General features: G+C 67.1%; 16 protein-coding genes and 2 rRNA genes. 7 read left to right on the top strand and 11 right to left on the bottom strand.

Going from position 1 to position 24,631, the window contains the following annotated elements:
* Positions 1-63: 63 nt before the first annotated feature.
* The 3 genes from JOD64_RS13405 to JOD64_RS13415 form a co-directional block, all read right to left on the bottom strand.
* Positions 64-3,172: ribosomal RNA gene (locus JOD64_RS13405) — 23S ribosomal RNA — on the bottom strand.
* A 384-nt stretch (positions 3,173-3,556) separates the two neighbouring features.
* A 16S ribosomal RNA gene (locus JOD64_RS13410) occupies positions 3,557-5,073 on the bottom strand.
* The 16S and 23S rRNA genes sit together here, the layout of an rRNA operon.
* Positions 5,074-5,965: 892 nt before the next feature.
* Positions 5,966-6,220: an SCO4848 family membrane protein gene (locus JOD64_RS13415; protein ID WP_204942533.1), complete on the bottom strand. Its 255-nt coding sequence runs from the start codon at positions 6,218-6,220 to the stop codon at positions 5,966-5,968.
* Positions 6,221-6,653: 433 nt separating this feature from the next.
* On the opposite strand from JOD64_RS13415, the gene JOD64_RS13420 reads away from it, so the two are divergent.
* Positions 6,654-7,124, top strand: coding sequence for a PRC-barrel domain-containing protein (locus tag JOD64_RS13420; RefSeq protein WP_204942534.1), 471 nt, complete (start codon positions 6,654-6,656; stop codon positions 7,122-7,124).
* A gap of 271 nt (positions 7,125-7,395) precedes the next feature.
* The gene (gene trpS, locus JOD64_RS13425; protein ID WP_204942535.1) at positions 7,396-8,454 is read left to right on the top strand and encodes a tryptophan--tRNA ligase; all 1,059 of its coding nucleotides are present in this window, start codon (positions 7,396-7,398) and stop codon (positions 8,452-8,454) included.
* A 56-nt stretch (positions 8,455-8,510) separates the two neighbouring features.
* Here trpS and JOD64_RS33475 read toward each other — a convergent pair whose 3' ends face one another.
* Positions 8,511-8,645, bottom strand: a complete 135-nt coding sequence (locus JOD64_RS33475) for a hypothetical protein (RefSeq protein ID WP_275581444.1) — start codon at positions 8,643-8,645, stop codon at positions 8,511-8,513.
* 25 nt (positions 8,646-8,670) lie between these two features.
* Here JOD64_RS33475 and JOD64_RS13430 point away from each other — a divergent pair, with 25 nt between their 5' ends.
* Both JOD64_RS13430 and JOD64_RS13435 read left to right on the top strand, forming a co-directional pair.
* Positions 8,671-9,870 (top strand): low temperature requirement protein A, encoded by a 1,200-nt coding sequence (locus JOD64_RS13430; RefSeq protein ID WP_204942536.1) that lies wholly within the window; start codon positions 8,671-8,673, stop codon positions 9,868-9,870.
* A gap of 119 nt (positions 9,871-9,989) precedes the next feature.
* The gene (locus JOD64_RS13435) at positions 9,990-10,580 is read left to right on the top strand and encodes an HAD family hydrolase (RefSeq protein WP_204942537.1); all 591 of its coding nucleotides are present in this window, start codon (positions 9,990-9,992) and stop codon (positions 10,578-10,580) included.
* Positions 10,581-10,583: 3 nt separating this feature from the next.
* On the opposite strand, the gene JOD64_RS13440 is transcribed toward JOD64_RS13435, so the two are convergent.
* On the bottom strand, positions 10,584-11,555 hold the full coding sequence (locus tag JOD64_RS13440; RefSeq protein ID WP_204942538.1) for a quinone oxidoreductase family protein: 972 nt from the start codon (positions 11,553-11,555) through the stop codon (positions 10,584-10,586).
* A 222-nt stretch (positions 11,556-11,777) separates the two neighbouring features.
* Between JOD64_RS13440 and JOD64_RS13445 the strand changes: the two genes are divergently transcribed.
* Positions 11,778-12,473, top strand: coding sequence for a YoaK family protein (locus tag JOD64_RS13445; protein ID WP_204942539.1), 696 nt, complete (start codon positions 11,778-11,780; stop codon positions 12,471-12,473).
* A 12-nt stretch (positions 12,474-12,485) separates the two neighbouring features.
* Here JOD64_RS13445 and JOD64_RS13450 read toward each other — a convergent pair whose 3' ends face one another.
* The 3 genes from JOD64_RS13450 to JOD64_RS13460 all read right to left on the bottom strand — a co-directional run bounded on the left by JOD64_RS13450 (position 12,486) and on the right by JOD64_RS13460 (position 17,051).
* Positions 12,486-13,565 (bottom strand): WxL protein peptidoglycan domain-containing protein, encoded by a 1,080-nt coding sequence (locus JOD64_RS13450; protein ID WP_204942540.1) that lies wholly within the window; start codon positions 13,563-13,565, stop codon positions 12,486-12,488.
* 91 nt (positions 13,566-13,656) lie between these two features.
* Complete coding sequence (locus JOD64_RS13455; protein WP_239559502.1) at positions 13,657-15,522, bottom strand: purple acid phosphatase family protein; 1,866 nt, start codon at positions 15,520-15,522, stop codon at positions 13,657-13,659.
* 251 nt (positions 15,523-15,773) lie between these two features.
* A complete protein-coding gene (locus tag JOD64_RS13460) occupies positions 15,774-17,051 on the bottom strand; it encodes a HupE/UreJ family protein (RefSeq protein WP_307813373.1) in 1,278 nt (425 codons plus the stop codon).
* Between the two features lie 122 nt (positions 17,052-17,173).
* On the opposite strand from JOD64_RS13460, the gene JOD64_RS13465 reads away from it, so the two are divergent.
* Positions 17,174-17,836, top strand: coding sequence for a type 1 periplasmic-binding domain-containing protein (locus tag JOD64_RS13465; protein WP_204942542.1), 663 nt, complete (start codon positions 17,174-17,176; stop codon positions 17,834-17,836).
* Positions 17,837-17,910: 74 nt separating this feature from the next.
* Here JOD64_RS13465 and JOD64_RS32965 read toward each other — a convergent pair whose 3' ends face one another.
* From JOD64_RS32965 to JOD64_RS13480, 3 genes are all read right to left on the bottom strand, one after another.
* Positions 17,911-19,587, bottom strand: coding sequence for a glucuronyl esterase domain-containing protein (locus tag JOD64_RS32965; protein ID WP_307813374.1), 1,677 nt, complete (start codon positions 19,585-19,587; stop codon positions 17,911-17,913).
* Positions 19,588-19,885: 298 nt separating this feature from the next.
* Entirely contained in the window at positions 19,886-20,590 is a 705-nt protein-coding gene (locus JOD64_RS13475) for a hypothetical protein (RefSeq protein ID WP_204942543.1), read from the bottom strand.
* Entirely contained in the window at positions 20,583-21,083 is a 501-nt protein-coding gene (locus JOD64_RS13480) for a sigma-70 family RNA polymerase sigma factor (protein ID WP_204942544.1), read from the bottom strand. The genes JOD64_RS13475 and JOD64_RS13480 overlap by 8 nt, the downstream gene beginning before the upstream one ends.
* A 181-nt stretch (positions 21,084-21,264) precedes the next feature.
* Between JOD64_RS13480 and JOD64_RS13485 the strand changes: the two genes are divergently transcribed.
* Positions 21,265-24,495 (top strand): S8 family peptidase, encoded by a 3,231-nt coding sequence (locus JOD64_RS13485; RefSeq protein WP_204942545.1) that lies wholly within the window; start codon positions 21,265-21,267, stop codon positions 24,493-24,495.
* Positions 24,496-24,631: the final 136 nt, after the last annotated feature.

A 24,631-nucleotide genomic window follows, 5' to 3' on the forward strand; every position in this document is an offset into this window, starting at 1 on the left:
CCCGGCACAAAAATCACGGGTGTTCGCTTGTTCAGAGTTGCACAGTGGACGCGTAGCAGCTTAGTAGTCAAGTCCTCGGCCTATTAGTACCGGTCAACTGAACCCGTTACCGGGCTTACATTTCCGGCCTATCAACCCAGTCGTCTAGCTGGGGGCCTTACCCCACAAAGTGGGTGGGATACCTCATCTTGAAGCAGGCTTCCCGCTTAGATGCTTTCAGCGGTTATCCCTTCCGAACGTAGCTAACCAGCCGTGCCCTTGGCAGGACAACTGGCACACCAGAGGTTCGTCCGTCCCGGTCCTCTCGTACTAGGGACAGCCCTTCTCAAGTATCCTACGCGCACGGCGGATAGGGACCGAACTGTCTCACGACGTTCTAAACCCAGCTCGCGTACCGCTTTAATGGGCGAACAGCCCAACCCTTGGGACCTGCTACAGCCCCAGGATGCGACGAGCCGACATCGAGGTGCCAAACCATCCCGTCGATATGGACTCTTGGGGAAGATCAGCCTGTTATCCCCGGGGTACCTTTTATCCGTTGAGCGACACCGCTTCCACTCGCAAGTGCCGGATCACTAGTCCCGACTTTCGTCCCTGCTCGACCTGTCAGTCTCACAGTCAAGCTCCCTTGTGTACTTGCACTCAACACCTGATTGCCAACCAGGCTGAGGGAACCTTTGGGCGCCTCCGTTACCTTTTAGGAGGCAACCGCCCCAGTTAAACTACCCACCAGACACTGTCCCTGAACCGGATAACGGTCCGAAGTTAGATACCCAAATCAACCAGAGTGGTATTTCAAGATTGCCTCCACCCATACTGGCGTATGGACTTCACCGGCTCCCACCTATCCTACACAAGCTAATTCGAGTACCAATGTCAAGCTATAGTAAAGGTCCCGGGGTCTTTCCGTCCTGCCGCGCGTAACGAGCATCTTTACTCGTACTGCAATTTCGCCGGGCCTGTGGTTGAGACAGTGGGGAAGTCGTTACGCCATTCGTGCAGGTCGGAACTTACCCGACAAGGAATTTCGCTACCTTAGGATGGTTATAGTTACCACCGCCGTTTACTGGCGCTTAAGTTCTCCGCTTCGCCCCGAAGAGCTAACAGGTCCCCTTAACGTTCCAGCACCGGGCAGGCGTCAGTCCATATACATCGAATTACTTCTTCGCATGGACCTGTGTTTTTAGTAAACAGTCGCTTCCCCCTGCTCTCTGCGGCCATACAACGCTCCACCCGCGCGGGGCTTCACGTCTCCGGCCCCCCTTCTCCCTAAGTTACGGGGGCAATTTGCCGAGTTCCTTAACCACAGTTCGCCCGATCGCCTCGGTATTCTCTACCTGACCACCTGTGTCGGTTTGGGGTACGGGCCGCTAAGAACTCGCTAGAGGCTTTTCTCGGCAGCATAGGATCACTGACTTCACCTGAATCGGCTCGGCATCACGTCTCAGCCTATATGTGTTGCGGATTTGCCTACAACACGGCCTACACGCTTACCCCGGCACAACCACCGGCCGGGCTCAGCTACCTTCCTGCGTCACCCCATCGCTTGACTACTACCCATCAGGTTCCCACGCTCCCTCAGCTCAGTCCGAAGACCTCACCAAGTTCGGGCGGTTAGCACAACGAGGTTCATCAGGGACGCTCTTTCGCGGGTACGGGAATATCAACCCGTTGTCCATCGACTACGCCTCTCGGCCTCGCCTTAGGTCCCGACTCACCCAGGGCGGATTAGCCTGGCCCTGGAACCCTTGGTCATCCGGCGGAAGGGTTTCTCACCCTTCTTTCGCTACTCATGCCTGCATTCTCACTCGTGCCGCGTCCACAACTGGGTCACCCCGCTGCTTCACTCGCGGCACGACGCTCCCCTACCCATCCACACACCTGCACAAGGAATCAAGTCCAAGCGAGGATAAAATGTGAATGCCACAGCTTCGGCGGTGTGCTTGAGCCCCGCTACATTGTCGGCGCGGAACCACTTGACCAGTGAGCTATTACGCACTCTTTAAAGGGTGGCTGCTTCTAAGCCAACCTCCTGGTTGTCTATGCGACCCCACATCCTTTTCCACTTAGCACACGCTTAGGGGCCTTAGCTGGTGATCTGGGCTGTTTCCCTCTCGACTACGAAGCTTATCCCCCGCAGTCTCACTGCCGCGCTCTCACTTACCGGCATTCGGAGTTTGGCTGATTTCGGTAAGCTTGTGGGCCCCCTAGACCATCCAGTGCTCTACCTCCGGCAAGAAACACGCGACGCTGCACCTAAATGCATTTCGGGGAGAACCAGCTATCACGGAGTTTGATTGGCCTTTCACCCCTAACCACAGGTCATCCCCCAATTTTTCAACATTGGTGGGTTCGGCCCTCCACGCGGTCTTACCCGCGCTTCAGCCTGCCCATGGCTAGATCACTCCGCTTCGGGTCTAGGACACGCGACTGAATCGCCCTATTCAGACTCGCTTTCGCTACGGCTCCCCCACACGGGTTAACCTCGCCACATGCCACTAACTCGCAGGCTCATTCTTCAAAAGGCACGCCGTCACCCCGCAAGGCTCCGACGGATTGTAGGCGAACGGTTTCAGGTACTATTTCACTCCCCTCCCGGGGTACTTTTCACCATTCCCTCACGGTACTTGTCCGCTATCGGTCACCAGGAAGTATTTAGGCTTACCAGGTGGTCCTGGCAGATTCACGGCAGATTTCAGGGGTCCGCCGCTACTCGGGAACACCCACAGAAGGTCAGCAACTTTCACCTACCGGACTTTCACCGTCTACGGTCAGCCATTCCAGACTGTTCGACTAGCCACTAACTTTGTAACTTCTCGAACAAGTGTCAGCTTGTTCAGCAGGGTCCCACAACCCCGACCACGCAACCCCTGACAGGTATCACACGCAGCCGGTTTAGCCTCGATCCGCTTTCGCTCGCCACTACTCACGGAATCACTAAATTGTTTTCTCTTCCTGCGGGTACTGAGATGTTTCACTTCCCCGCGTTCCCTCCACACACCCTATGTGTTCAGGTGTGGGTGACACCACATGACTGGTGCCAGGTTTCCCCATTCGGACACCCTGGGATCACAGCTTGGTTGACAGCTCCCCCAGGCCTATCGCGGCCTCCCACGTCCTTCATCGGCTCCTGGTGCCAAGGCATTCACCGTTCGCCCTTGACAACTTGACCACAAAGATGCTCGCGTCCACTGTGCAATTCTCAACAAACGACCAACCCACAACCCGATCCGCCCCACACCAAACCCGACAACCGCCGGCGGTATGTGGAGCCAGGCCATGCCTGGCAGACTTCCAGCCCCCACAAGGAGGCTGGCCAAGTCTCTGAAACAACAACCAATGGTTGTTCCTTCAGGACCCAACAGGGTGCTCACATTCTCCCCCAGCCGCACCAACGTCATCCGTTCCCACCACACCCCGAAGAGAGTGGCTGTACTAAGCGCCGCCGGCCGTTGCCAGGGTAAAACTTGCCAGTGTCTCCGCCATCTGAGCACCCCACCACCACATTCGGGTAGTGCGGGCTCCTTACCGACTTTCGTCGGAAGGTGCTCCTTAGAAAGGAGGTGATCCAGCCGCACCTTCCGGTACGGCTACCTTGTTACGACTTCGTCCCAATCGCCAGCCCCACCTTCGACGGCTCCCTCCCACAAGGGGTTGGGCCACCGGCTTCGGGTGTTGCCGACTTTCGTGACGTGACGGGCGGTGTGTACAAGGCCCGGGAACGTATTCACCGCAGCGTTGCTGATCTGCGATTACTAGCGACTCCGACTTCACGGGGTCGAGTTGCAGACCCCGATCCGAACTGAGACCGGCTTTTTGGGATTCGCTCCACCTCGCGGTATCGCAGCCCATTGTACCGGCCATTGTAGCATGCGTGAAGCCCTGGACATAAGGGGCATGATGACTTGACGTCATCCCCACCTTCCTCCGAGTTGACCCCGGCAGTCTTCGATGAGTCCCCGCCATAACGCGCTGGCAACATCGAACGAGGGTTGCGCTCGTTGCGGGACTTAACCCAACATCTCACGACACGAGCTGACGACAGCCATGCACCACCTGTGACCGCCCCCGAAGGACCTCACATCTCTGCGAGTTTTGCGGCCATGTCAAACCCAGGTAAGGTTCTTCGCGTTGCATCGAATTAATCCGCATGCTCCGCCGCTTGTGCGGGCCCCCGTCAATTCCTTTGAGTTTTAGCCTTGCGGCCGTACTCCCCAGGCGGGGCGCTTAATGCGTTAGCTGCGGCACAGGAAACCGGAGAGGCCCCCCACACCTAGCGCCCAACGTTTACAGCGTGGACTACCAGGGTATCTAATCCTGTTCGCTCCCCACGCTTTCGCTCCTCAGCGTCAGTATCGGCCCAGAGACCCGCCTTCGCCACCGGTGTTCCTCCTGATATCTGCGCATTTCACCGCTACACCAGGAATTCCAGTCTCCCCTACCGAACTCTAGCCTGCCCGTATCGACCGCAGGCTTGGGGTTGAGCCCCAAGTTTTCACGGTCGACGCGACAAGCCGCCTACGAGCTCTTTACGCCCAATAAATCCGGACAACGCTCGCACCCTACGTCTTACCGCGGCTGCTGGCACGTAGTTGGCCGGTGCTTCTTCTGCAGGTACCGTCACTCTCGCTTCGTCCCTGCTGAAAGAGGTTTACAACCCGAAGGCCGTCATCCCTCACGCGGCGTCGCTGCATCAGGCTTCCGCCCATTGTGCAATATTCCCCACTGCTGCCTCCCGTAGGAGTCTGGGCCGTGTCTCAGTCCCAGTGTGGCCGGTCGCCCTCTCAGGCCGGCTACCCGTCGTCGCCTTGGTAGGCCATCACCCCACCAACAAGCTGATAGGCCGCGAGCCCATCCCAAGCCGAAAAACTTTCCACCCCCGGCCATGCGGCCAAAGGTCCTATTCGGTATTAGCCCCGGTTTCCCGGGGTTATCCCAAAGCTTGGGGCAGGTTGCTCACGTGTTACTCACCCGTTCGCCGCTCGAGTACCCCGAAGGGCCTTTCCGCTCGACTTGCATGTGTTAAGCACGCCGCCAGCGTTCGTCCTGAGCCAGGATCAAACTCTCCAACAAAAAATTAGTTGAACAGCATCCTGACAACAAACAAATGTTGCCAAAGGAATCCCAACCAGCCAGAAAAACTGACCAGTCCGGGGTATAAATCATAATTGGCACTGGCTTTACAAGCACCCTGTTGAGTTCTCAAAGAACAACCACACACCGACCAGAAGCCCCACCTCAGCGGAACCCCAACCGGGGCTTTTCGTTCTGCGTGCCCCGCGCTCTCGCGCCGGGGCACTTTTACTACGTTACCTTACCGTCTCTGCCCTGTCAAACCGTGTGTCCCGGTCTGTCATGCTTCGTGCGGCTTGGCGCCGGCGCACTCACTCAGCGGCGAAGCCGCTGTGTCAGGTCGTCGGATTCGGCAGACCGGCCGCTGCGGTGTCCCGCAGTCGCGCCCGGTTCCCTGCCGGTCGTGAACCTTACCCGGCCGGCTTCGCTGCACCAAATCCGCCTCGCGGCCGATTCGGTGAGCCCCGCCCGGACCGTGTCTGGCAGAAGCGAACCCCTGTCTGACCCGGCTGTCAGCCCGTTCCGGTGCCTCAGGACTTCGTCCCGTTTGCCCCGTTCCGCGCTGGCAGAGAGAAAGTTACGCGTCTGCGGGTTTGATCGTCAAATCCGCAGGACGCGTCCCGCGTCACACTCCCGAGCAGGGGCGATTTCCCCAGGTCAGTCCGAATCCCCGACCCAGCCTCCGGAGCCGCCGGCGCCGCGAGGGATGAGGCCGGCGGCCCACATCCAGCGTCTCCAGGCCGTTGGTCCACTCCACTTCGGCGATGTGGGGGTGTCCCGGCGGGTGCGATACCGCGATGTCGCCGATCTGGTGTCGATCACTCGCGCACCCCCGCCTCAAGTAGGCAGACCGCCGACACCAGACCGTCGGGGAGTCTGGTCGGGCGGAAGGTCAGGACGCCTGCCGGCGGCGGGCGGCAATCCAGGCCCGGATACCGAGGACCCCGACGGTGGTGCCGATGGCCAGGGACGCGGCAATCAACAGCGCGTGCACCCACAAAAAGCTGGTGGCCGCGCCCTCCGCCACGACGCCGGAGGCCCAGGACCGCGGGTCCTGCCAGATGGCGACCGCAAACCTCGGCCAGATCACCCAGGTCCAGACCCCGACGCCGACCAGGAAGACAGACCACCCGCGCGAAAGCACCATGGCAGCCGAGTATGCCAGCGCGTCCGTTCACCAGAACCGGTTGCCGACGCGCGGCCCCCTGTTCACCAGGCCTGATGCCCACGCCAACCCGCCTGGGCCACCAGGCCTGGTGCGGAGGTGAACCCCGCCTGGGCACCCAGGGCCGGACAGGCGCCAAGGGCCGGATACACATCCGCGGGCACCGAGGGTCGGATGCGAGAACCAACCCACCAATCCCGCGCACCAACCCCGCCGGCCACCAAGCCCTCACACGCGGCCCTCACACGGGCGACGCACCCGCCTGGACGCCAGGGCTGGTCAGGCACGCGAACCAATGGTCGACGCCTGGACCGGAGTTTCGGCACGGGAGCTGAGCTGGATCGATCTGTTTCCGGCGCCAGCGGGGCGGGCACTGCGAGACAGGACAGCTGAGGACCGTCCCCGGAGGTGCCCCGTGCAACCCTCGATGTTCAATCCCTGGGCCTGGCGCGATCCGTCCGCCCTCGCTGGTGGGTACACACAGACCACGCCGTCGACCACACCGCCGGATGGTCCGGACGGTGGCCACGACGCGCCGGACGCCCCCGGGCCCGGCACGCCGGTTGACCTGGTGGGCTATCACGTGCAGGCGAACGACGGGCGCATCGGCACCATCGACGAGGCGAGCAACGACGCGGATGCCGGGTACGTGGTCGTGGACACCGGTCCGTGGGTCTTCGGCCAGAAGGTGCTGCTGCCGGCCGGCACGGTGGCTCACGTGGATCACCAGGAACGCGTCGTGCACGTCGACCGCACTCGGCAGGAGATCAAGGACGCGCCGCCGTTCGATCCGGAGTCGGCCGACCCGGAGTACCGGGAGCGCGTGGGCAACTACTACGCCGACAAGTACCTACCGCCCCCGGGAGCCATGCCGCGGGTAATGTGAGGCCGTGGTCCGGACAGGCATCTGCACATCGGAGGCGGTCGACATGGTTGTCGGCGCCCCGCTCGGTGCGGTGCCCGGGGTCTTGACCAGCTCCGGCGATGGCCGTGAGCAACTCCTGAGCGTCCTCCGTGCCGGTGGTCTGCGGTACCGCGCCGGCGCGCGATGGCGGACGGCTCGCTGAGCCGATCCCGCTGACCGAGAGGGCTGAACCGGCCCTGCTCGGCGCGCGCCAACGCGTTACCCAATTCTCCCGCACGAAAGGCGCATCACCATGTCCGTCGCACGAATGCTCACCGGCGACCGGCCGACCGGCCGCCTGCACCTCGGCCACTACGTCGGCAGCATCGCCAACCGGGTGCGGTTGCACCGGAGCTACGAGAGCTTCTTCATCATCGCCGACCTGCACATGCTCACCACCCGTAACCGTCGGGAGGACATCGACCAGGTCTCCGGCAACGCCCGCGAGATGGTGACCGACATCCTCGCCGCCGGCGTCGACCCGCAACGGGCCACCTTCTATCTCCAGTCGGCGATCCCCGAGGTTGGCGACCTCAACACCCTCCTGCAGAACCTGGTGACGGTTCCCCGGCTGGAGCGGGTGCCGTCGCTGAAGGACATGGCGCGTGACGCCGGCAAGGAGGAGATGCCGTACGGGCTGCTGGGTTATCCGGTGCTCCAGGCGGCGGACATCCTCTGCGTCAAGGGGGAGGTGGTCCCGGTCGGGCGGGACAACGCCGCGCACGTCGAGGTGACGCGGGAGATCGCGCGGCGTTTCAACCATCTGTACGGCCCGGTCTTCCCGGTTCCCGAGCTGATCTCGGCCGACACGCCGAGCCTGGTGGGCACCGATGGCGCGGCCAAGATGAGCAAGAGCCGCGGCAACACGATCGCTCTCTCCGACGATGCGGCCACGGTGCGTCGCAAGGTGCTCGGCATGTACACCGATCCGAACCGGGTGCGCGCCGATGTGCCGGGCACGGTGGAGGGCAACCCGGTCTTCGCGTACCACGAGGTTTTCAATCCTGATCGGGATGAGGTGGCCGAGCTGGCCCGGCGTTACCGGGCCGGGCGGGTCGGTGACGTGGAGGTCAAGGAGCGGCTGGTCGTCGCGTTGGAGGGGTTCCTGGCGCCGATTCGGGAGCGCCGGGCCGAGATCGAAGCCGACCGGGGGTTCGTCGACCGGCTGATCGTCGAGGGCACTGAACGGACCCGCCAGGAGGTACGCCAGACCCTGGTCGAGGTGCGGCGGGCGATGGGGCTGACCGGCGCGTACCAACAGGTGCGGCGGCGGGCCGAGCGAAGTCGGCGCCGGACGGACGCCTCGGCCTGAGGCCGGGGCGTCGGTCACCGACGTGTCGCCGGGTCCGCTGCCGCACCACCGGTGGTTCAGCGGATGCGGACGTCCGCCAGGTCCAGCATGATCGGTGTCCAGGAGAGGTCCGGAGTGCGGTCCTCCTGGCTGATGTGGATCCGGCGTCGCGTCGGTACGACCAGGCCGTTGACCTCGGTCGCCCCTGACATGCCCCCGATTGTGCAGAATGCGAGGATGAAGGGGATTTTCGGCGTTCGTCCGGTGCCGGCTGCGGAGACGCACCGGACCACGATGTTCGAGATCTTCTTCGACCTGGTCTTCGTCTTCGCGCTCACCCGGGTCATCACGTTCATGGCGGAGTCGCCGAGCGCGCTCACCCTGGCCCAGGGGCTGCTGCTCCTGCTCCTGCTGCTCTACTCCTGGTCGCCGTACATCTGGGTGGGAAACCTGGTCCGCCCGGATGTCGGCCTGGTCCGCGCGGCCACCCTGGTCGCGATGGCGGCGATCTTCGTGGCCGCGCTGGTGCTGCCGGGTGCGTGGCAGCAGGGTCCGGAACTCTTCGACGCGCCGCTCACCCTCGCCCTCGCCTACGTGGTCGGCCGGGCAGTGCAGCTCGTGATCCTGTTCTGGGCGAGCGCGACGGACCCCCCACTGCGCTCGACGCTGCGGTTCTTCACCGTGCCGGTGATGCTGGGTTGGCTCCCGCTGATCATCGGCGCGCTGCTCGGCGGCACAGCCCAGACGGTGCTCTGGACGGTCGCCTTCCTGCTGAATGTCGGTGGTGCCCGGATCGCATCCACCTTCCGGCCGTGGCAACTGCGCAGCGTGGACCACTTCACCGAGCGGTTCGGCCTGGTGCTCATCATCGCGCTGGGTGAGTCGCTGATCTCTGCCGGCGCAGGACCACGGACGATGGCTCCGATCGGCTCCGCCGTGCTGGCCGCACTGCTCGGCCTCACCAGCACGGTCTGCCTGTGGTGGCTCTACTTCGATCGACTGGCGCCCGCCGCACGGCGGGCCGTCAGCGAGGTGCCGGATGAGCGGCGGGCCGACGTGGCGGGTGACGCGTACGGCCTCGGGCACTCCACTCTGATCATCGGTGCCATCTACGTCGCGCTCGGGATCGAAGAGGTGATCGGTCAGCTCACCGAGGAGTCGGCCCATCCCCACGGGCTGGGCTGGGAAGCCGCGACGGCGCTCTACGGCGGCACCGCCCTCTACCTGCTCAGCAGGTTGGTCTTTCGTCGGCTGACCATTCGCTCGGTGTACCCGACGCAGGTCGTCGCCGCGCTGCTGCCGCTGCCCCTGCTGCCGATCGGCCGGTCCCTGCCCCCGTTGGCGGCGCTCGCCCTGCTGACCGTCTTCCTGATCGGCGTGACCTGGTACGAGGGACGGATGGACCGGACCGACCCAACGCAGCCACTCGTCCCGTGAGGCCCGAGGCCCGAGGCCAGGGCCGAAGACCACCTGTACACCTGCTGCGCCGGCTGGCATCCGTCACCGCCGACTGAGTGGATGCGCCGGTCCCGGCCCGCCCGCTGTACCCTGCTCGGGTGAGTCTGCCCCTGCCATCCGGTGAGTTCGCGGCGTACCTGTTCGACTGCGACGGCACCATCGTCGACTCGATGCCGCTGCACTATCTGGCCTGGCAGCGGGCCCTGGACGAGTGGGGCTGCGAGTTCCCCGAGGACCTCTTCTACGCCTGGGGTGGGCGGCCGACCGCCGACATCATCGTCGACCTGAACGAGCAGCACGGCCTGGCCATGCCGGTGGAGACCGTCGTCGAGCGCCGGGAGAGCTACTACCAGGAGCTGCTGCCGCAACTCGCCGCCGTACCCGACGTGCTGGCGCACATCCACGACGCGCACCGACGGGTCCCGTTCGCCGTCGTCTCCGGCAGCACCCGAGCCTCGGTCACCGCCTCCCTCGACGCACTCGGTCTGCTGGACCGGTTCGACGTGCTGGTCTGCGCCGACGACTACACCCGCGCCAAGCCCGACCCGGAGGCGTTCCTGCTCGCGGCGCAGCACCTCGGCGTACCCCCGGCGGACTGCCTGGTCTTCGAGGACACCGACCTGGGCATCCAGGCCGCGACGGCGGCCGGCATGGCATCGGTACGCGTGCCGCAACAGCGTTCGCGCTGAGTCTCAGCCGACCGTCAGCAGCAGCTTGCCCGAGTAGGACGTCTGCAGGCGCTTGTGCGCCTCCCGTACCTTGCCGAGCGGGAACTTCTCCGCGACGTGCACCACGAACGGGCCTGCCTCGATGAGTTCGTTGAGGCGCTGCAACTGTCGAGGGTTCGATACGCCGTCGTACGCCCGGACCACGACGCCCGGCCGCTCGCGCGGCTCCGGCTGCACACCGTGGGCGTACGCGACAACGCCGCCGTCGACGAGCGCTTCGGTGAGCCGTTCCAACGTCGCGCCGGCGGCCATCGCCAGGATGGCGGCCACCCCGGCCGGTGCCGCGTCCCGGATCCGCGCGAGTGCGTCGGTCAGATCGCCGTGGCCGTCGAGGGACACGTCGGCACCGAGGCGGGTCACCAACGCGACGCCGTCGGCACCGGAGGCGACGGCGATCACGTTCAGCCCCTGCCGCTTGGCCAACTGCACGGCCAGGTGACCCTGACCGCCGCTCGCCCCGAAGATCAGCAACCAGTCGCCGGCCGACAGGCTGAGGGTGTCGAGCCCGGCCAGCGCGGTCAGCGCGTCGGTCGGCATGGCCCCCGCGTGCTCCGCCGGCACGCCGTCGGGCAGCTTCGCCGCGTACTGCGCCTTGACGGCCGCGTACTCGGCGTACAAGCCGCCCTTCGGTCGGGCGGTGGCGGAGACGTAGACAAGATCGCCCACCACGAGGTCGGTCACCTTGCTGCCGGCCGCGATGACGGTCCCGGCACCGTCGGAGCCGGGCACGATCGGGAGGGTCGAGCCCTCCGGCACCAGCACACCCTGCCGCTCGTACGCGTCCCACACCCCCACGCCGGCGCTCAGGACCTTGATCAGCACCTCGTCGGCGGCGACCTGCGGGATCGGCAGTTTCCGCAGGGTGATCACCTCCGGCCCGCCGAACTCGTCGAAGGCCGCGGCCTGCATCCGCTCTGGCACATCCCCGTCAACCATGTGGATTCCCCCTCCGTGCCGGCGTCACCGTCGCAGCATGCCGGCTCGGGGACAGGCGTGGTCCGGGGCCGAGTGCCGTTCACCCACAAGGGCGACGCCAGCGCCCGGTGCGCCCCGACGGGGCGTAGCCGGTGCCAGCACGGGAATGGCTGCCACCCGGGTCGGGCGGCTCCGGGCGATCGCGGCGGTCACGCCGCCAGCGGGGACCGACGGGAGGGCACGGTGCGCGCCCCCTCGACACGGGCCACGGCCTGGCTCCTGGTCGCCTTGGCCGCGGCCTCCGGCTGCATCGACGTGATCTGCCTGACCAGGCTCAACGCGTACTTCGCCAGCGTGATCACCGGCAACCTGGTGCACTTCGGCCACGCGATCGCCACTGCCGACGCCCGCTCGCTCGCGGGTGCGGTGGTGGCGGTTGGTGGGTACGCCGTGGGGGTGGCCGCTGCCACGGTGCCGTTGCGCCACACCCCGCCGGGGTGGAACGTCCGTACCGCGGTGGTGACGTCCGCCGAGGCGGTGCTGCTGCTCGGGTTCACGGTGGGCTGGTTGGCCTGTTCGGCACGTCCCGGGTACGGCTTCGGCCTGGTGCTGCTCGGGATGGCGGCAGCGGCGAGCGGCATACAGAGCGTGATCACCGTTGGTGCCGGCGTACGCGGTGCGTCGACCACCTATCTGACGGGTTCACTGACCGAGCTGGTCCGGCGTCGCGTCGTTGACCCGCACCGGTTCGCCGACGTGGGCGGTGTCGGTCGGCTGGCGGGGTTGGTGGTCGGCGCCGTGCTCGGCACGGTGGTACTGCGCACGGCCCCGACCTGGGCATCCGTGCCGGCGGCGGTGTTGGTGATAGCCGTGATCGTGGTCGCGGACGGCCTGACCCGCCGTGCGGCCACCGCCGCCGACCACGACCAGCGGCGCTGACCGGGGCCGCGATCAGGACGTCGGCGGCTCCTGACCACGCAGCGCCTGCTCGACGGCGTCGCGTACGCGGGCGTCCTCACGCGCCTTGCGCTGCGTCCGGTTGCGGCGCCGGTACAGGAACGCCCCGACGAGCACGGCGATCAGCACGACGAGCACCAGCACCAACAGCCACGGCAGGGCCCAGCCGTGCGCGGTGACCTGGACCGGCTTGAGCGGGGTGGTAGAGCCCGAGGCGTCAGTGAGCAGGGGCGTGAGGGTCGCGGTCGCGGCCAGCGAGACGACGGGAGCCACACCGTGCAGGGGCACCGTCACCTTCCAGCTCTCGCCCGGAAGCAGCTCCGGCGGCGCGGCGATGTCCTTGGCTCGCACTCGCAGCAGCCCGAACGGGCCCGAGACCGACACCGCCTGCTGCCCGGACAGGGCGGCGTTGCCGACGTTGTGGACCGTGTAGGTGATGGTGGCGTCACCCTTGCTGAACGGATTGGACGGGCCGGCGTACTTCACGTGGAGGTCCTCGATCGCGAGGTTCGGCTTCAGGTCACCGCCCACCCGCATCTTGATCCGGATACCGAGGCGCCGGTCGACGTTGACGCCCTCGGCCTGGTCGGACTGGGTCAGCGTGGTGAGGATGCCGCCGACGTAGTCGCCGGGCGTGGCGTTGTCCGGGACGCTGATCTTGAAGGGGACCTGCGCGGTCTTTCCGGGCTGGACCACCACACTGCCGGCGTTCGGCTTCGCCCAGGCACCGATCGCGACGGACTTCTTGTCCTTGGTCAGGAGATCGAGCTGGCCCGCGCCGGTCGTGAAGCCGTCGGCGGCGTACACGGACAGGGTCAGCGGAGCCGGGCCACGGTTGGCCACGACCATGGCGTCCTCGACGGAGCCACCGGGGTTGACGTTGTAGCTGTAACTGGACCGAGCTTCGCCGTAGCTGTTGGAGGCCGTCCGGACCGTCCAGGCGACGTTGCCGTCTGCCGCCAGGGCGGGGCCGGCACCGACGCCGGCGGCCGCGACGGCGGCGAGCAGGGACAGCGCGGTCGTACGAAGGAGGATGGCGGTCGTGGTCTTCCAGCGCGTTACGGACGGTTGCATTTCAGATCCTTGAGGTGATCTTGGGAGGATGACAAATGGGTGGCGGGGTAGGCACCCGAAGGTGCCTACCCCGCCCGATGGAGCTGTTCGGTCAGCTGCTCAGCGCAGTGATCGTGAGGGTGGTGCGGTAGCTACCCACCGCGATGCTGTCCGGGATCTTCAGATCCAGGTCAGCACCGAGCCGGGCGTCGCCCCGCGGGTGACCCTGCACGGCCGCGGCGAGGCCGCTGGAGACCGAGAGGCCCTTGCCCTGGTCGTCGAAGGACGACAGGACCGGGGCACCAGCCTCGGCGCCCGCGCCGCCGTCGAGCACGTACGGGTTCCAGCCCAGGTAGGAGCCGGAGAACTTCTTGTCGGCGTCCTGGAAGTCGCCGACGTTGGCCGAGATCGACCACGGGGCGAGCGTGCGGCGGCTGTCCGACACGAGGATCGGGTTGATCTTGCCGGCCGCCTCGAAGGAGGTGCCGTTGCGCTCCTGGGCGGTGCCCAGGTTGACCAGGCCGTTGTAGCCGTCGATCGTCCAGCCGAACTCGCCCGGAGCCGGGTTCGGCACGTTGACCTGGATGGCCTGACCGTCACCGTGGTACGGGTGGATGGTCGTGCTGTCGACGATCGAGCCGACCGGCTGACCCTCGGCGGTGTTGACGCAGGAGAGGCCCTTCTCGACGGCCGCGTTCGGCGCCGCGCAGGTGCCGCTGCGGATGTTCTCGAGCACCAGCTTGTCGGCCTTGACCGACACCTTGACGTAGCTGCGGACGTGCTCCTGGTTCTCCACCGAGTTGAACCAGTAGTTGCTCGGGTTCAGCGGGTCCGGGCCGAGGCCGTCGGGACCGGTGCCGGTGGTGCCCGGCTTCTTGATGTCGTAGTACTTCGAGCCAGAGGCGGAGTTGGCCGTCGCGTAGATGACGCCGCCCGGGCCGGGGAACACGTCGGCAGCGCCAGGCTGCTCGGCCGGGTTCTCCTTCTGACCGTTCTTGATCGAGTAGCTACGGGTGTAGACGTGGTCGTGCCCCTGCAACACCATGTCGATGCCGAGGTCGGAGAACGCCGTCGTGAAGTCCTTCCGACGGGCCGCGTTGTCCCCGTCGGTGGAGTGGGTCGCCGCCGAGTAGATGGAGTGGTGGTAGACCAGCACCTTCCACTTGGCCTCGGACCCGTGCTTGTTGACGACGTCGGTGACGTACGAGACGTGCGCCGCGTCGCCGCCGGCGGAGCCATCGGCCGGGTTGACGTAGCTGTTGCTGTTCAGGTCGATGAACAGCACGTCCTTGTAGATGTACCAGAAGTCACCGCCGGAGCGGGTCGCCTGGTCCCCGGTGTAGTACTGGGCCGAGCGGTCGGTGTTCGGCGTGAAGTGGTGCTGCTCCCAGGACTTGCCGCCGACATCGTGGTTACCGATGGTGGCACCGAGGGGGTACTGACGCAGCTGGTCGGGGGCCAGGAACGAGTCCCACTGACCCTCGTCGTTGGCGCTCTCGACGTGGTCACCAGCGGAGACCAGCAGCTCGGTGTTCGGGTTGGCCGCGGTGGCGACCTTCAGGGTCTCCTCCCAGCCGGCCTGGTCCTTCAGCCGGTCACCGGAGGAGCCGATCTGCGGGTCCCCGAAGAACAGGAAGTCGTAGTCGCCCTCGAACGCCCGCGTCTTGAAGGAGTACGCCGGGGACCAGTTGCCCTCGGCGCCGACCCGGTACGAGTACGTCATGTTCTCGCGCAGGTCACTGATCGTGGCGTGCCGGTTGAAGCCGGTGGTGGAGGTGTTCGCCGCACCAACGGCTTCGAAGCTGACCGCGCTGGCCGGGAACTCGCCGTTGACGATCTCGGCGGTCGGGGCGAGCTGGATCTTCTGCGCGGTGTCGGCAGAGGAGTACCAGGTCACGATGCGCTGGGTCTCGTTGGCGCCGACGCCGAGGACCACACCGGTGATCGTGGTGGACGCGGCTGCACTCGCAGTGGCCATGAGACCACTGCCGAGGGCCGCGCCCATTCCCAGGAACCCGGCTGCGACCCCGGCGACCACGCGCCGCCGCACGAGCCCGGGGGCCCGTGTCGAGGTGCTCAATGTCATCGACATTGTTCCCTTTTCAAATAGAGAAATGGATTGTGCCTTCCCCGACGCTGGGGAAGTAAATCCACGCTTTCGCTGCCTGATGAACCAACCATGAACGTGATCTTGCGAAAGCCTGCACTTCGCGAACTACTTAGCCCTACTCAGGACCCAGAAACGCGCTGCACAAACCAGATGAGGCCCATGACGGACACGGCTGCGGAAACAACGCCGGTCGCCCAGATGCCGGCTTTGGGCGCACGGCGGCGCAGGACGAGCAGCAGCGGGAAGACAAGAGCGATAATCGTCAACTGAACGACCTCGATGCCGATGTTGAACACCAGCAGCGACCAGAGCAGAGTCCACGACCAGGCCTCGTCGATGCCCAGCGCGCCCGCGAAACCCAGGCCGTGCACCAGGCCGAAGCAGAACACCACACCGAGGCGGATCCAGCCGGCCCGATCCAGGCTGAAGTGACCCTGCCCGGTCGTCTCCAGGTCGGACGCGTGCTCACCGCGCCGCCAGATCCCCCACAGGTGCCAGCCGGCGACCACGGCGATCGACAACGCGATGACCGGCTCCACGATCGCCCCCGGCACCTTGACCAGGCCGAGTGCCGCGAGCATGAACGTCACCGAGTGGGCCAGGGTGAAACTGGTGGCCGCGAGCACGATCTCGCGAAGGCGTCGCGACCCGGCGATGAGCGCGAGCAGGAACAGGATGTGGTCGATCCCGGAGAGCAGGTGCTCGGCGCCCAGCAGGAAGAACTCGCCGAACCGCTCGTACCATGCCTGACCGGTCGAGAAGGAGGGGTTGGCGGCGTCGAGCGCCGCGCTGCCCGAACGGCCGTCGATCTCGTAGGTGACGATCGTCTTGGTGCCCTTGACGTAACCCTCGTCATCAGGGAAGAGACCGCTGCGCACCTCGTGCTCGGCAACCCGCTCGGGGCAGGTCCAGTCCAGCAGCAGAGTCGCGTGCGGGACGCCATCGCGCTCGCCGATCGTCGCGTCGCCCACCTGGGTCGGCCGGCAGTCCGCGCTGCGCGCACGCACCGAGAACCGGTCGGAGACATACGTGAGAACCGTCGACGCATGGCTCTTCAACGCCGCGGCCTGAGCGTCGGCGTCACCCGCCTCAAATGCGGCCGTTCCCGTCTGGAAGAGCGGATCATCGTCGCCGGAATCAGCGGCGGACACGATGAGGAGGTCGTATTCGAGCTCCAACGCCGTGCGGATGTGACCCTCGTCTCCCGCGGTGATTTTCGCGTACACGGTCGACGAAAAGCCGTGCGCGGACGCCGTTCCGGCACCCAGAAATGGAATCACCGCCGCGGCGATCCCGACAGCGATGACGATAACGGTACGGCGGATGCGCCCTAACATGCGGCTCCCTCGGTTGGCCAGTGCACGTTGCACGTCTCGGGTGAACACCAACCCCCGCACCGACGAACCGCTGGAAAACAAAGGCCTCGCCCGGCCGCCCACAGCTAATCGGCGACCGGAATTGAGATAGGAATACGAAGAACCACGCCGACCTTCCGCCACCACTCGAAAGGACGACCGCCTTGCGCCCCCCGCTTCGGGCCGTTGCCATGCTGGCCGTGACCGCCGCGCTGGTCACCGCTTGCAGTTCCGGCGACGACTGGTCACAGCCGCACCCCACGCCCAGCGCCGTCGGCGCACTCGGCCCCGGGTTCGTCGACCCCTCCACGACGCCCGCCCCGGAGGCGACCATCACGCCGGCGCCCGGCTCGTGGGCCGATGTCCACCCGCCGAAGGACTACCGGGTGGTGCTGCTCACCGTCGGCGACGACAACCCGACGAAGGCGCTCGTGACGGCGGTCAAGGACTGGGCCGACGACGAGCACGTCGCCCTCAGGACGATCGTCGTCGGCGACGCGCACGACGCCCTTCCCAGCATCACCAAGGCGAGAGAGATGGGCCCGGACCTCATCGTCAGTGCGGGCAACGACCTCATCGACCCCCTCGCACTGGTGACCCCGAACCACCTGGACGAGAACTTTCTCGTGGTGGGCGCGGAACTGGCCGAACCCACCCACAACGTCACCTCGGTCGACTGGGACGGCGCGTCGTTCCGCGGGGAAGGGCTCGGCATGTCCTCGACGTACGACCCGAACTCGTTCACCGCCGAACGCTGCGGGGCGGCGATCAGGGCCGGCGTGGCGGCGGTCCTCAACGACCTGACCGGGATCGTGGTCTGGCTCTGACGATCGGGGCCGTCCGGGCAGAACCGGCAGGACCCGGTGCGGAGGCTTGCGACCTCCACACCGGGCCTGAGGGGTTATGCGGCCGAGCAGGTGGGGCTCGTCCCCGCTCCGGTGCCCGTGCCCTGGTAGCCGAATTCGGTCGACTGACCAGGTCCGATGGAGCCGTTGTAGGCGACATTGGTGAACTGCACGGTGCCGGTGGTGCCGCTCCGGTTGGCACTCCAGATGTTGGTGATGCCGGCTCCTGACGGCAGGGTCATGGTGACCGTCCAGCCGTTGATCGGTGTGGTGCCAGCGGTCACCCGGACCGCGGCGACGAAACCACCCGCCCACTGGTTGACCGACACGGTCGCCGTACATCCACCACCGGTGGGCGGCGGCGTGGTCGGCGGCGGCGTGGTCGGTGGTGGCGTCGTGGGCGGTGGCGTCGTCGGCGGCGGGGTCGTCGGCGGCGGGGTCGTCGGCGGCGGGGTCGTCGGCGGCGGGGTCGTCGGCGGCGGGGTCGTCGGGCCGTCAGCCAGGGCCGGCGTCTGCCAGTCCCGCCAGTCGGCCAACCGGCCGAGCGCCTTGCTGTGAATCCGGATCGCTCCCGGCTCGTTGCCCGTCTTCAACAGGAACTTCCGGATGTTGTTCTGCAGCGGGGTACGCCACTCGGGGCGGTTGGCGCAGTGGCTGCCGTCCTGGACGTCGGACCAGTAGGTGATGTTGTCGCCAGCGCCGAGCGCCTTGTAGACCTCCGCGCCGCCCAGCGCCGCCACGCTCGCCGACCGTGGTCCAAGGTTGGCGATGTGCGGGTTGTCCATGATGAACAGCCCTCGCGGTGCCACCATGGCGACCATCTCGTGCGTGTCCACCGGGAGTCGGTTCGGGCTGCCGGTGAAGGAGCCGAACTCGTCACCCAACCATGGCTGCTCGCCGTACGCGCTGCTCAGGCTCTGGGCGCCCTCCCCGGGGATGCCCCGGAAGATGGGAACTCCCGCGCTGCCCGACTCGATCGGCATGGTCAGAGCGATGCGCTGGTCGAACACACCGATCGCGAAGGCGCCCTTGCCGTAGCGCGAGCATCCGGTGACGCCCATCGCGTCGGACTTGAGGATCGTGGTGCCGGACTGCTCGATGACGTCGATGATCCGGCTCACGCCCCAACCCCAGGCCGCGAGCAGCCCGGTGCTGCTCGATGAGCCGTAGATGCTGTAGAACGCGCCCTGCTTGTTGTTTCGGGGTGTGCCCTCGCGACCAACGGCCAACGGGTCGTAGCTGATGACGGCAGCACCAGCGGCCCTGATGGTGGCCGTGTCCGCGCCGAACCCACCCACGACCACGACGGCCGGGAACGGACCGGTGCCGCTGGGCAGCTCGACCCGTGCCGAGAAGCTGGAGCTCCTGCCGTTGTGCGACACGTTCACGGTGATGTTGGTGGTCGAGACCGTCCCCGTGACGGTGGCCGGCTTGGCCGGCTTCTCGCCGAAGACGAATTTCTCGGCCAACTCCTTGATTTCCGCCCGACGGCAACGCCAGTCGGATTTGGCGGTGATGGTCGCACCGTTCAGTTTCTTGAAGGGATCGGGAAGCTTGGCGTTGGTGGGCAGCGAACCGAGGTCCGGCAGACCGGACACCGCGCAGTCGGCGCCCTCGTCCTCCACCGCCGCGGCCGCCAGGACGTCCGCGGCGGCCTGCGCGGTTGTCGTTCTTGCTACTACCGATACCGATCCGGCGACGGTGAGCGCGGCTACCGCCAGCGCGACGAGCACAGAGCGGGTCCTTGAACGGCCCGAGCGGATGATCACCAGGGCTCTCCTTCCGAGGGTGATGGTGGGAAGGAACGAAACGTGATCGATGATCACGAATGCCAGCCGTGTCAAGTCTGAGCAAAACCATCGTGAGGTGTCAATTACTTTCCGAAACTTTCGGTGCCGCTCGTCGTCACCCAGCGAGCAACCACCCAGGGCGAGATGCCAGCACCATGCCGAGCAACTGCGGGTGCGCCGGTGGTCCCACCGTCCGTTTCGGAAACCTTTCGACAACCGGCGAGCGTCGACGTCGCACGGCTCAGCGCGGGACGGGCCCGCGATCCTCGAACTCGTACGTGGTGGTCAGCCCCTCGGGCAGGTCGGGGACCAGCGCGTTGGTGCCGTCGACCACCTGGACGTAGCGCTTGCCCTGAAAGATCGAGTAGCTGCCGTCAGCGACCTGGTCGATCCGGAAGAGCTGTGTCGCGGCAGCCGGATCGCACACCCGTCCGCGTACGCTGCCCGGCGCGGTGTCGTGCACGACGGTCATGCAGACCGCGCTGCCGCCGGAAGGCGCGGCCAGGGTGATCCGGTAGCTGTTCCCCTCGGGACGCAGAACCCACAGCGCCCCGTCGCCCACCCCCCGCTCGATGGTGGCCTTCACCTGGTCGGTGCCACGGCCGATCGCCAACGTGGCCCCGGCCACACCTGGCACCGCGATCTCGACCTGCCGCTTGCCGCCGAGGATCTCCTGAGGCCCGGCTGCGGACGTCACGGACGGGACGACAGATGGTGGGACCTGGCTCGCTGGGCCGGCGACACCCGGCGTCTCGACGTTGGCTCGTACCTGCATCAGGGTTGTGCCAGCGGCAACGGCCACGACGGCCAGCCCCGCTGCGCTGACGGCCGCCCGACGCCGTCGTCGCCGGTCGCTGCGGTCGCGCAGCGTCTGCGCCCCCGGCAGCGTGGTGACTCGCCGAACCTCGTCGACGATCGCCGTGAGGTCATCGCGCGGATCAGCCATGGGGGGTCTCCTCCTGGTGCACATCGGTCAGCAACCCGGCCATTGCTCTCCGACCCCGGGCGAGGTACGTCTTCACGGTCCCGACGGGCGCCTGCATTTCGGCTGCCACGTCTGCGACGCTGAGATCGTTCAGATGGTGCAGCACGACGGCTCGGCGCTCGTTGGCACTCAGCCGCTGCAGCGCCTGCAACAGGGCGACGTGGTCCTCGTTCAGTCCGGGCACGCCCTGGTCGACGGCGGCCCGACGATGAGCGCGCATCCGATTGAACGTCTTGCGCCAACTGCTCACCGCGATCCGGGACGCGACGCGGCGGACCCACGCCTCCGGGCTGTCCGCCTCCCGCACCGTCCGCCACCGCTGCCAGGCCCGCATGAACGCCTCGGCCACGGCATCCTCCGCCTCGGCACGGTTTCCGGTCAGCGCGTACACGTGACCCACGACCCGGCCGGCACAGGCCGCGTAGAGGGCGTCGAACTCCTCGGCATCACGCATCCGACCGGTGCCCTCCAATGCCTCGTCCCCTGGTCACCGCCGCATGGAACCCGCCTGGGTCAATCGGACACCTCGGCGCGGGGCAAGATTGTGACCGCCGTCACCACAGGGTGATCAACCTAACGCTCCGGCCAGGCGTCATCGTGCCGTCCCGGGAGACGCCCGTGGCGGAGAGGACGATGTGCGACGACGGCAACGACGGGCGCTGACAGCGGGCGTACTCGCGACCGCGCTGGTAGCGGCGGGCCTGACGGCCACCCCGGCGAATGCGCAGGTGCAGCCGGTGGCCACGGCCAAGGGCAGGCCCGGCGCCTTCACGCTGATCACGGGCGACCGGGTTTCGGTGGACGCGGACGGCCAGCCGCAGATCCAGCGCGGGCCGGGGCGGGCCGACATGCGGTTCGTGACCAGCCGCGAGGGCGGCCACCAGTTCGTGATCCCGGTGGACGCGATGCCACTGCTGCGGGACGGACGCCTCGACCGCCGGCTGTTCGACCTCACCACGCTCGGCGAGTTCGGCTACGACGACCGGGCGGCCGACCTGCCGCTGCTGGTCGCGTACCCCGAGAACATGGCGACGCAGGCACGGGCCGCGACCGTCGGGGGTGACGGACGGGTGCGGGCCGACCTGCCCGCCGCCCACGCGTTGGCCGTACGGGCGAACCGGGACGACCGGGTCACGCTCTGGACGTCGCTCACCCGGGGAACGACGTCGGCGCGCACCCTCGCCGCCGGGATCGACCACATCTGGCTGGACGGCAAGCGCGAGGTCTCCCTTGATCGCAGCGTGCCGCAGATCGGTGCCCCGGCCGCCTGGCAGGCCGGCTTCGACGGCACCGGCATCACCGTTGGCGTGCTGGACACCGGGATCGACGCCGCCCACCCCGACTTCGCCGGGCGCCTCACCGAGGTCCGGGACTTCACCGGTGGCAACGACCCCGCCGACACGGTCGGCCACGGCACCCACGTGGCGTCGACCATCGTCGGCAGCGGCGCCGCCTCCGGCGGCCGGTACCGAGGTGTGGCGCCGGGAGCGAAGCTGCTCGTCGGCAAGGTCTGCGCCACCACCGAATGCCAGGACTCGGACATCATCACCGGCATGCAGTGGCTCGCGCCGCAGACGCGGGTGGTCAACCTGAGCGTGGGCGGCGACGACACGCCCCGCCTCGACCCGCTGGAGACGGCGGTCCAGGAGCTCAGCCACCAGTACGGCACCCTCTTCGTGATCGCGGCCGGCAACGAGGGCAAGCCGAAGTCGGTCTCCTCGCCGGCCTCCGCCGACGACGCCCTCGCCGTCGCCGCGGTCGACGCCGACGACCAGCGGGCCTACTTCTCCAGCCGGGGTCCGCGCATCGGCGACAACCACATCAAGCCCGAGATCAGCGCACCCGGTGTCGACATCGTGGCCGCTGCCCCCGGCGGCGACTACGCGACCATGTCGGGCACGTCGATGGCCACCCCGCACGTGGCCGGAACTGCCGCGATCCTCGCCGGGCAGCACCCGGACTGGACCGGCCCGCAGCTCAAGGCCGCCCTGATGGACTCCGCCAAGCCGACCGGCGAGGACACCCTCTACGAGCTGGGCGCAGGTCGGGTCGACATCGCCCGCGCGGTAGCCCAGCCGGTCGCCGCCGACATCGCCGCCATCGACTTTCCGGTCCAGCGCTGGCCGCACGCCGACGACACCCCGATCACCCAGGTCGTCGGCTACCGCAACACCGGCAGCGCGCCGGTCACCCTGAACCTGACCATCGCCCCGGCTCCGGCCGGCATGATCACCGTCAGCCCGACCACGCTGGTGGTGCCGGCCGGCGGCCACGCCGAGGCGACGATCACCGTCGACACCCGGGTGAACGCCACCGACGGCGTCTACCAGGGTGCGCTGACCGCGACCGGTGCCAACGACCTGCGGGTACGCACACCGTTCGCGCTGAACCGCGAGATCGAGAGCTACGACGTACGGGTCAACCACACCGGACGTGACGGCAAACCGGCCACGGAGTACACGACCGTGGCGGCGAACCTGAGCACCGGCGAGTTCACCACCCTCGACGGGGAATTGGACGGCAGCATTCTGCGGCTGCCCAAGGGCCGTTACGGGCTCTACAGCACCATTCACGAGGGCAACGCGTCGACGCTGCTCGTCCAGCCCATGTTGGACGTACGCGGACCGGTCACCGAGGCCGTCGACGCCCGTACCGCCAAGCCGGTCGCGCTGACGGTGCCTCAGCGCGACGCCGCGCCCCTCTCCATCAACGTGAGCGCGAACTGGAACGACGGCCTGCGCTACCCGGGTGTCCAGCTCAGCGGGGTGTCCTTCGCCGACGTCTTCTTCGGTCGGATCGGGCCCGCCGTCGCGGCACCCGAGTTCACCGCGACGCTGGGTGTCGGGCTTGCCCGCCCCGGCAAGGACGGAACCTTCCGGAACAGCCCCTACACGTACGACCTGGCGTACGTCAGCCCAGGCGACATGTTCACGGGTCTGACCAGGAAGCTGTCGGCGAAGAACCTCGCCACGGTCAAGGCGACCTACCGCAGCCAGTCCACGGCCGCGACGGCCGTCCGGTTCCACCGTGCGTCGGCGCCCGGTGGCTCGGGCCCGATCGGTTCGAGTACGCCTGTCGACCTGCCGTTCCACGGCACCGAGTACTACAACACCGACGGCGGCATCGTCTGGACGTCCACGTTCGTCGAGGGCGACAACTTCAGCACGCAGGAGTCGACCTTCAAGCCCGGTCGGACGTACCCCCAGATTTGGAACGCGGCGCCCTTCGGGCCCTCAGTGACCCAGGCACCGACCCTGTCGCCCCTGGGGTACGCGGGCCGCGACGGCGACACCATCTCCCTCTCGTCGTTGCCGCTGTTCGGTGACGCCGCCGGTCGCCCCGCGAGTCGCGACGACCGGCCGGTGCAGTTCCGGCTGTTGCGCAACGGCACGGAGATCGGCACCTCGGACAATCCGTGGGCCGAGTTCGCGGTGCCCGCCGAGAAGGCCACCTACCGTCTGGAGGCGACCGTCACCCGCGCCGCCCCGGACACCCTGTCGACCTCGGTCTCGGTGGCCTGGACCTTCACTTCGGCGCACACGACGGCTCCGCAACGGCTGCCCCTGACGACAGCCCGAGCGACGCCGGTGCTCGACGACACCAACACGGCCCGCGCGGGCCGGACCATGACCATTCCGGTGGCCCTGGACCGCCAGGCTGGCTCCACGGCCGCGCCCAACCGAACGCTGGACGTCTCGGCGTCGTTCGACGACGGCAGGACGTGGGTCGCGCTGCCGGTGCTCCGGGACGTCGCCCGCATCAGTCACCCCCGGCAGGCCGGCTTCGTCTCGCTCCGACTGACGGCGACCGACACCGCCGGCAACATGGTCACCCAGACGATCCAGCGCGCCTACCGGATCGCCTGATCCCCCAGTGAGTCCGGGGCGGCGTCTGCTCGACGCGCCGCCCCGGACCACGAGGCGGGCGTGGCCCTGGTGCCGGTGACGGTCACCACGCTGGGCCTACTCTCCCCGCACGGAAGAGTAGGGTCGGACGCCCGAG

It is taken from the genome of Micromonospora luteifusca (assembly GCF_016907275.1).
In the GTDB taxonomy this organism is placed as follows: Bacteria; Actinomycetota; Actinomycetes; order Mycobacteriales; family Micromonosporaceae; genus Micromonospora; species Micromonospora luteifusca.

Coding starts and splice junctions, on each gene's coding strand:
- JOD64_RS13455 (WP_239559502.1), bottom strand. CDS start 15,522: ATGGCCACTGCGAGTGCAGCCGCGTCCACCACGATCACCGGTGTGGTC.
- JOD64_RS13430 (WP_204942536.1), top strand. CDS start 8,671: ATGAAGGGGATTTTCGGCGTTCGTCCGGTGCCGGCTGCGGAGACGCAC.
- trpS (WP_204942535.1), top strand. CDS start 7,396: ATGTCCGTCGCACGAATGCTCACCGGCGACCGGCCGACCGGCCGCCTG.
- JOD64_RS33475 (WP_275581444.1), bottom strand. CDS start 8,645: ATGTCAGGGGCGACCGAGGTCAACGGCCTGGTCGTACCGACGCGACGC.
- JOD64_RS13415 (WP_204942533.1), bottom strand. CDS start 6,220: ATGGTGCTTTCGCGCGGGTGGTCTGTCTTCCTGGTCGGCGTCGGGGTC.
- JOD64_RS13480 (WP_204942544.1), bottom strand. CDS start 21,083: ATGCGTGATGCCGAGGAGTTCGACGCCCTCTACGCGGCCTGTGCCGGC.
- JOD64_RS13450 (WP_204942540.1), bottom strand. CDS start 13,565: ATGCAACCGTCCGTAACGCGCTGGAAGACCACGACCGCCATCCTCCTT.
- JOD64_RS13475 (WP_204942543.1), bottom strand. CDS start 20,590: ATGGCTGATCCGCGCGATGACCTCACGGCGATCGTCGACGAGGTTCGG.
- JOD64_RS13440 (WP_204942538.1), bottom strand. CDS start 11,555: ATGGTTGACGGGGATGTGCCAGAGCGGATGCAGGCCGCGGCCTTCGAC.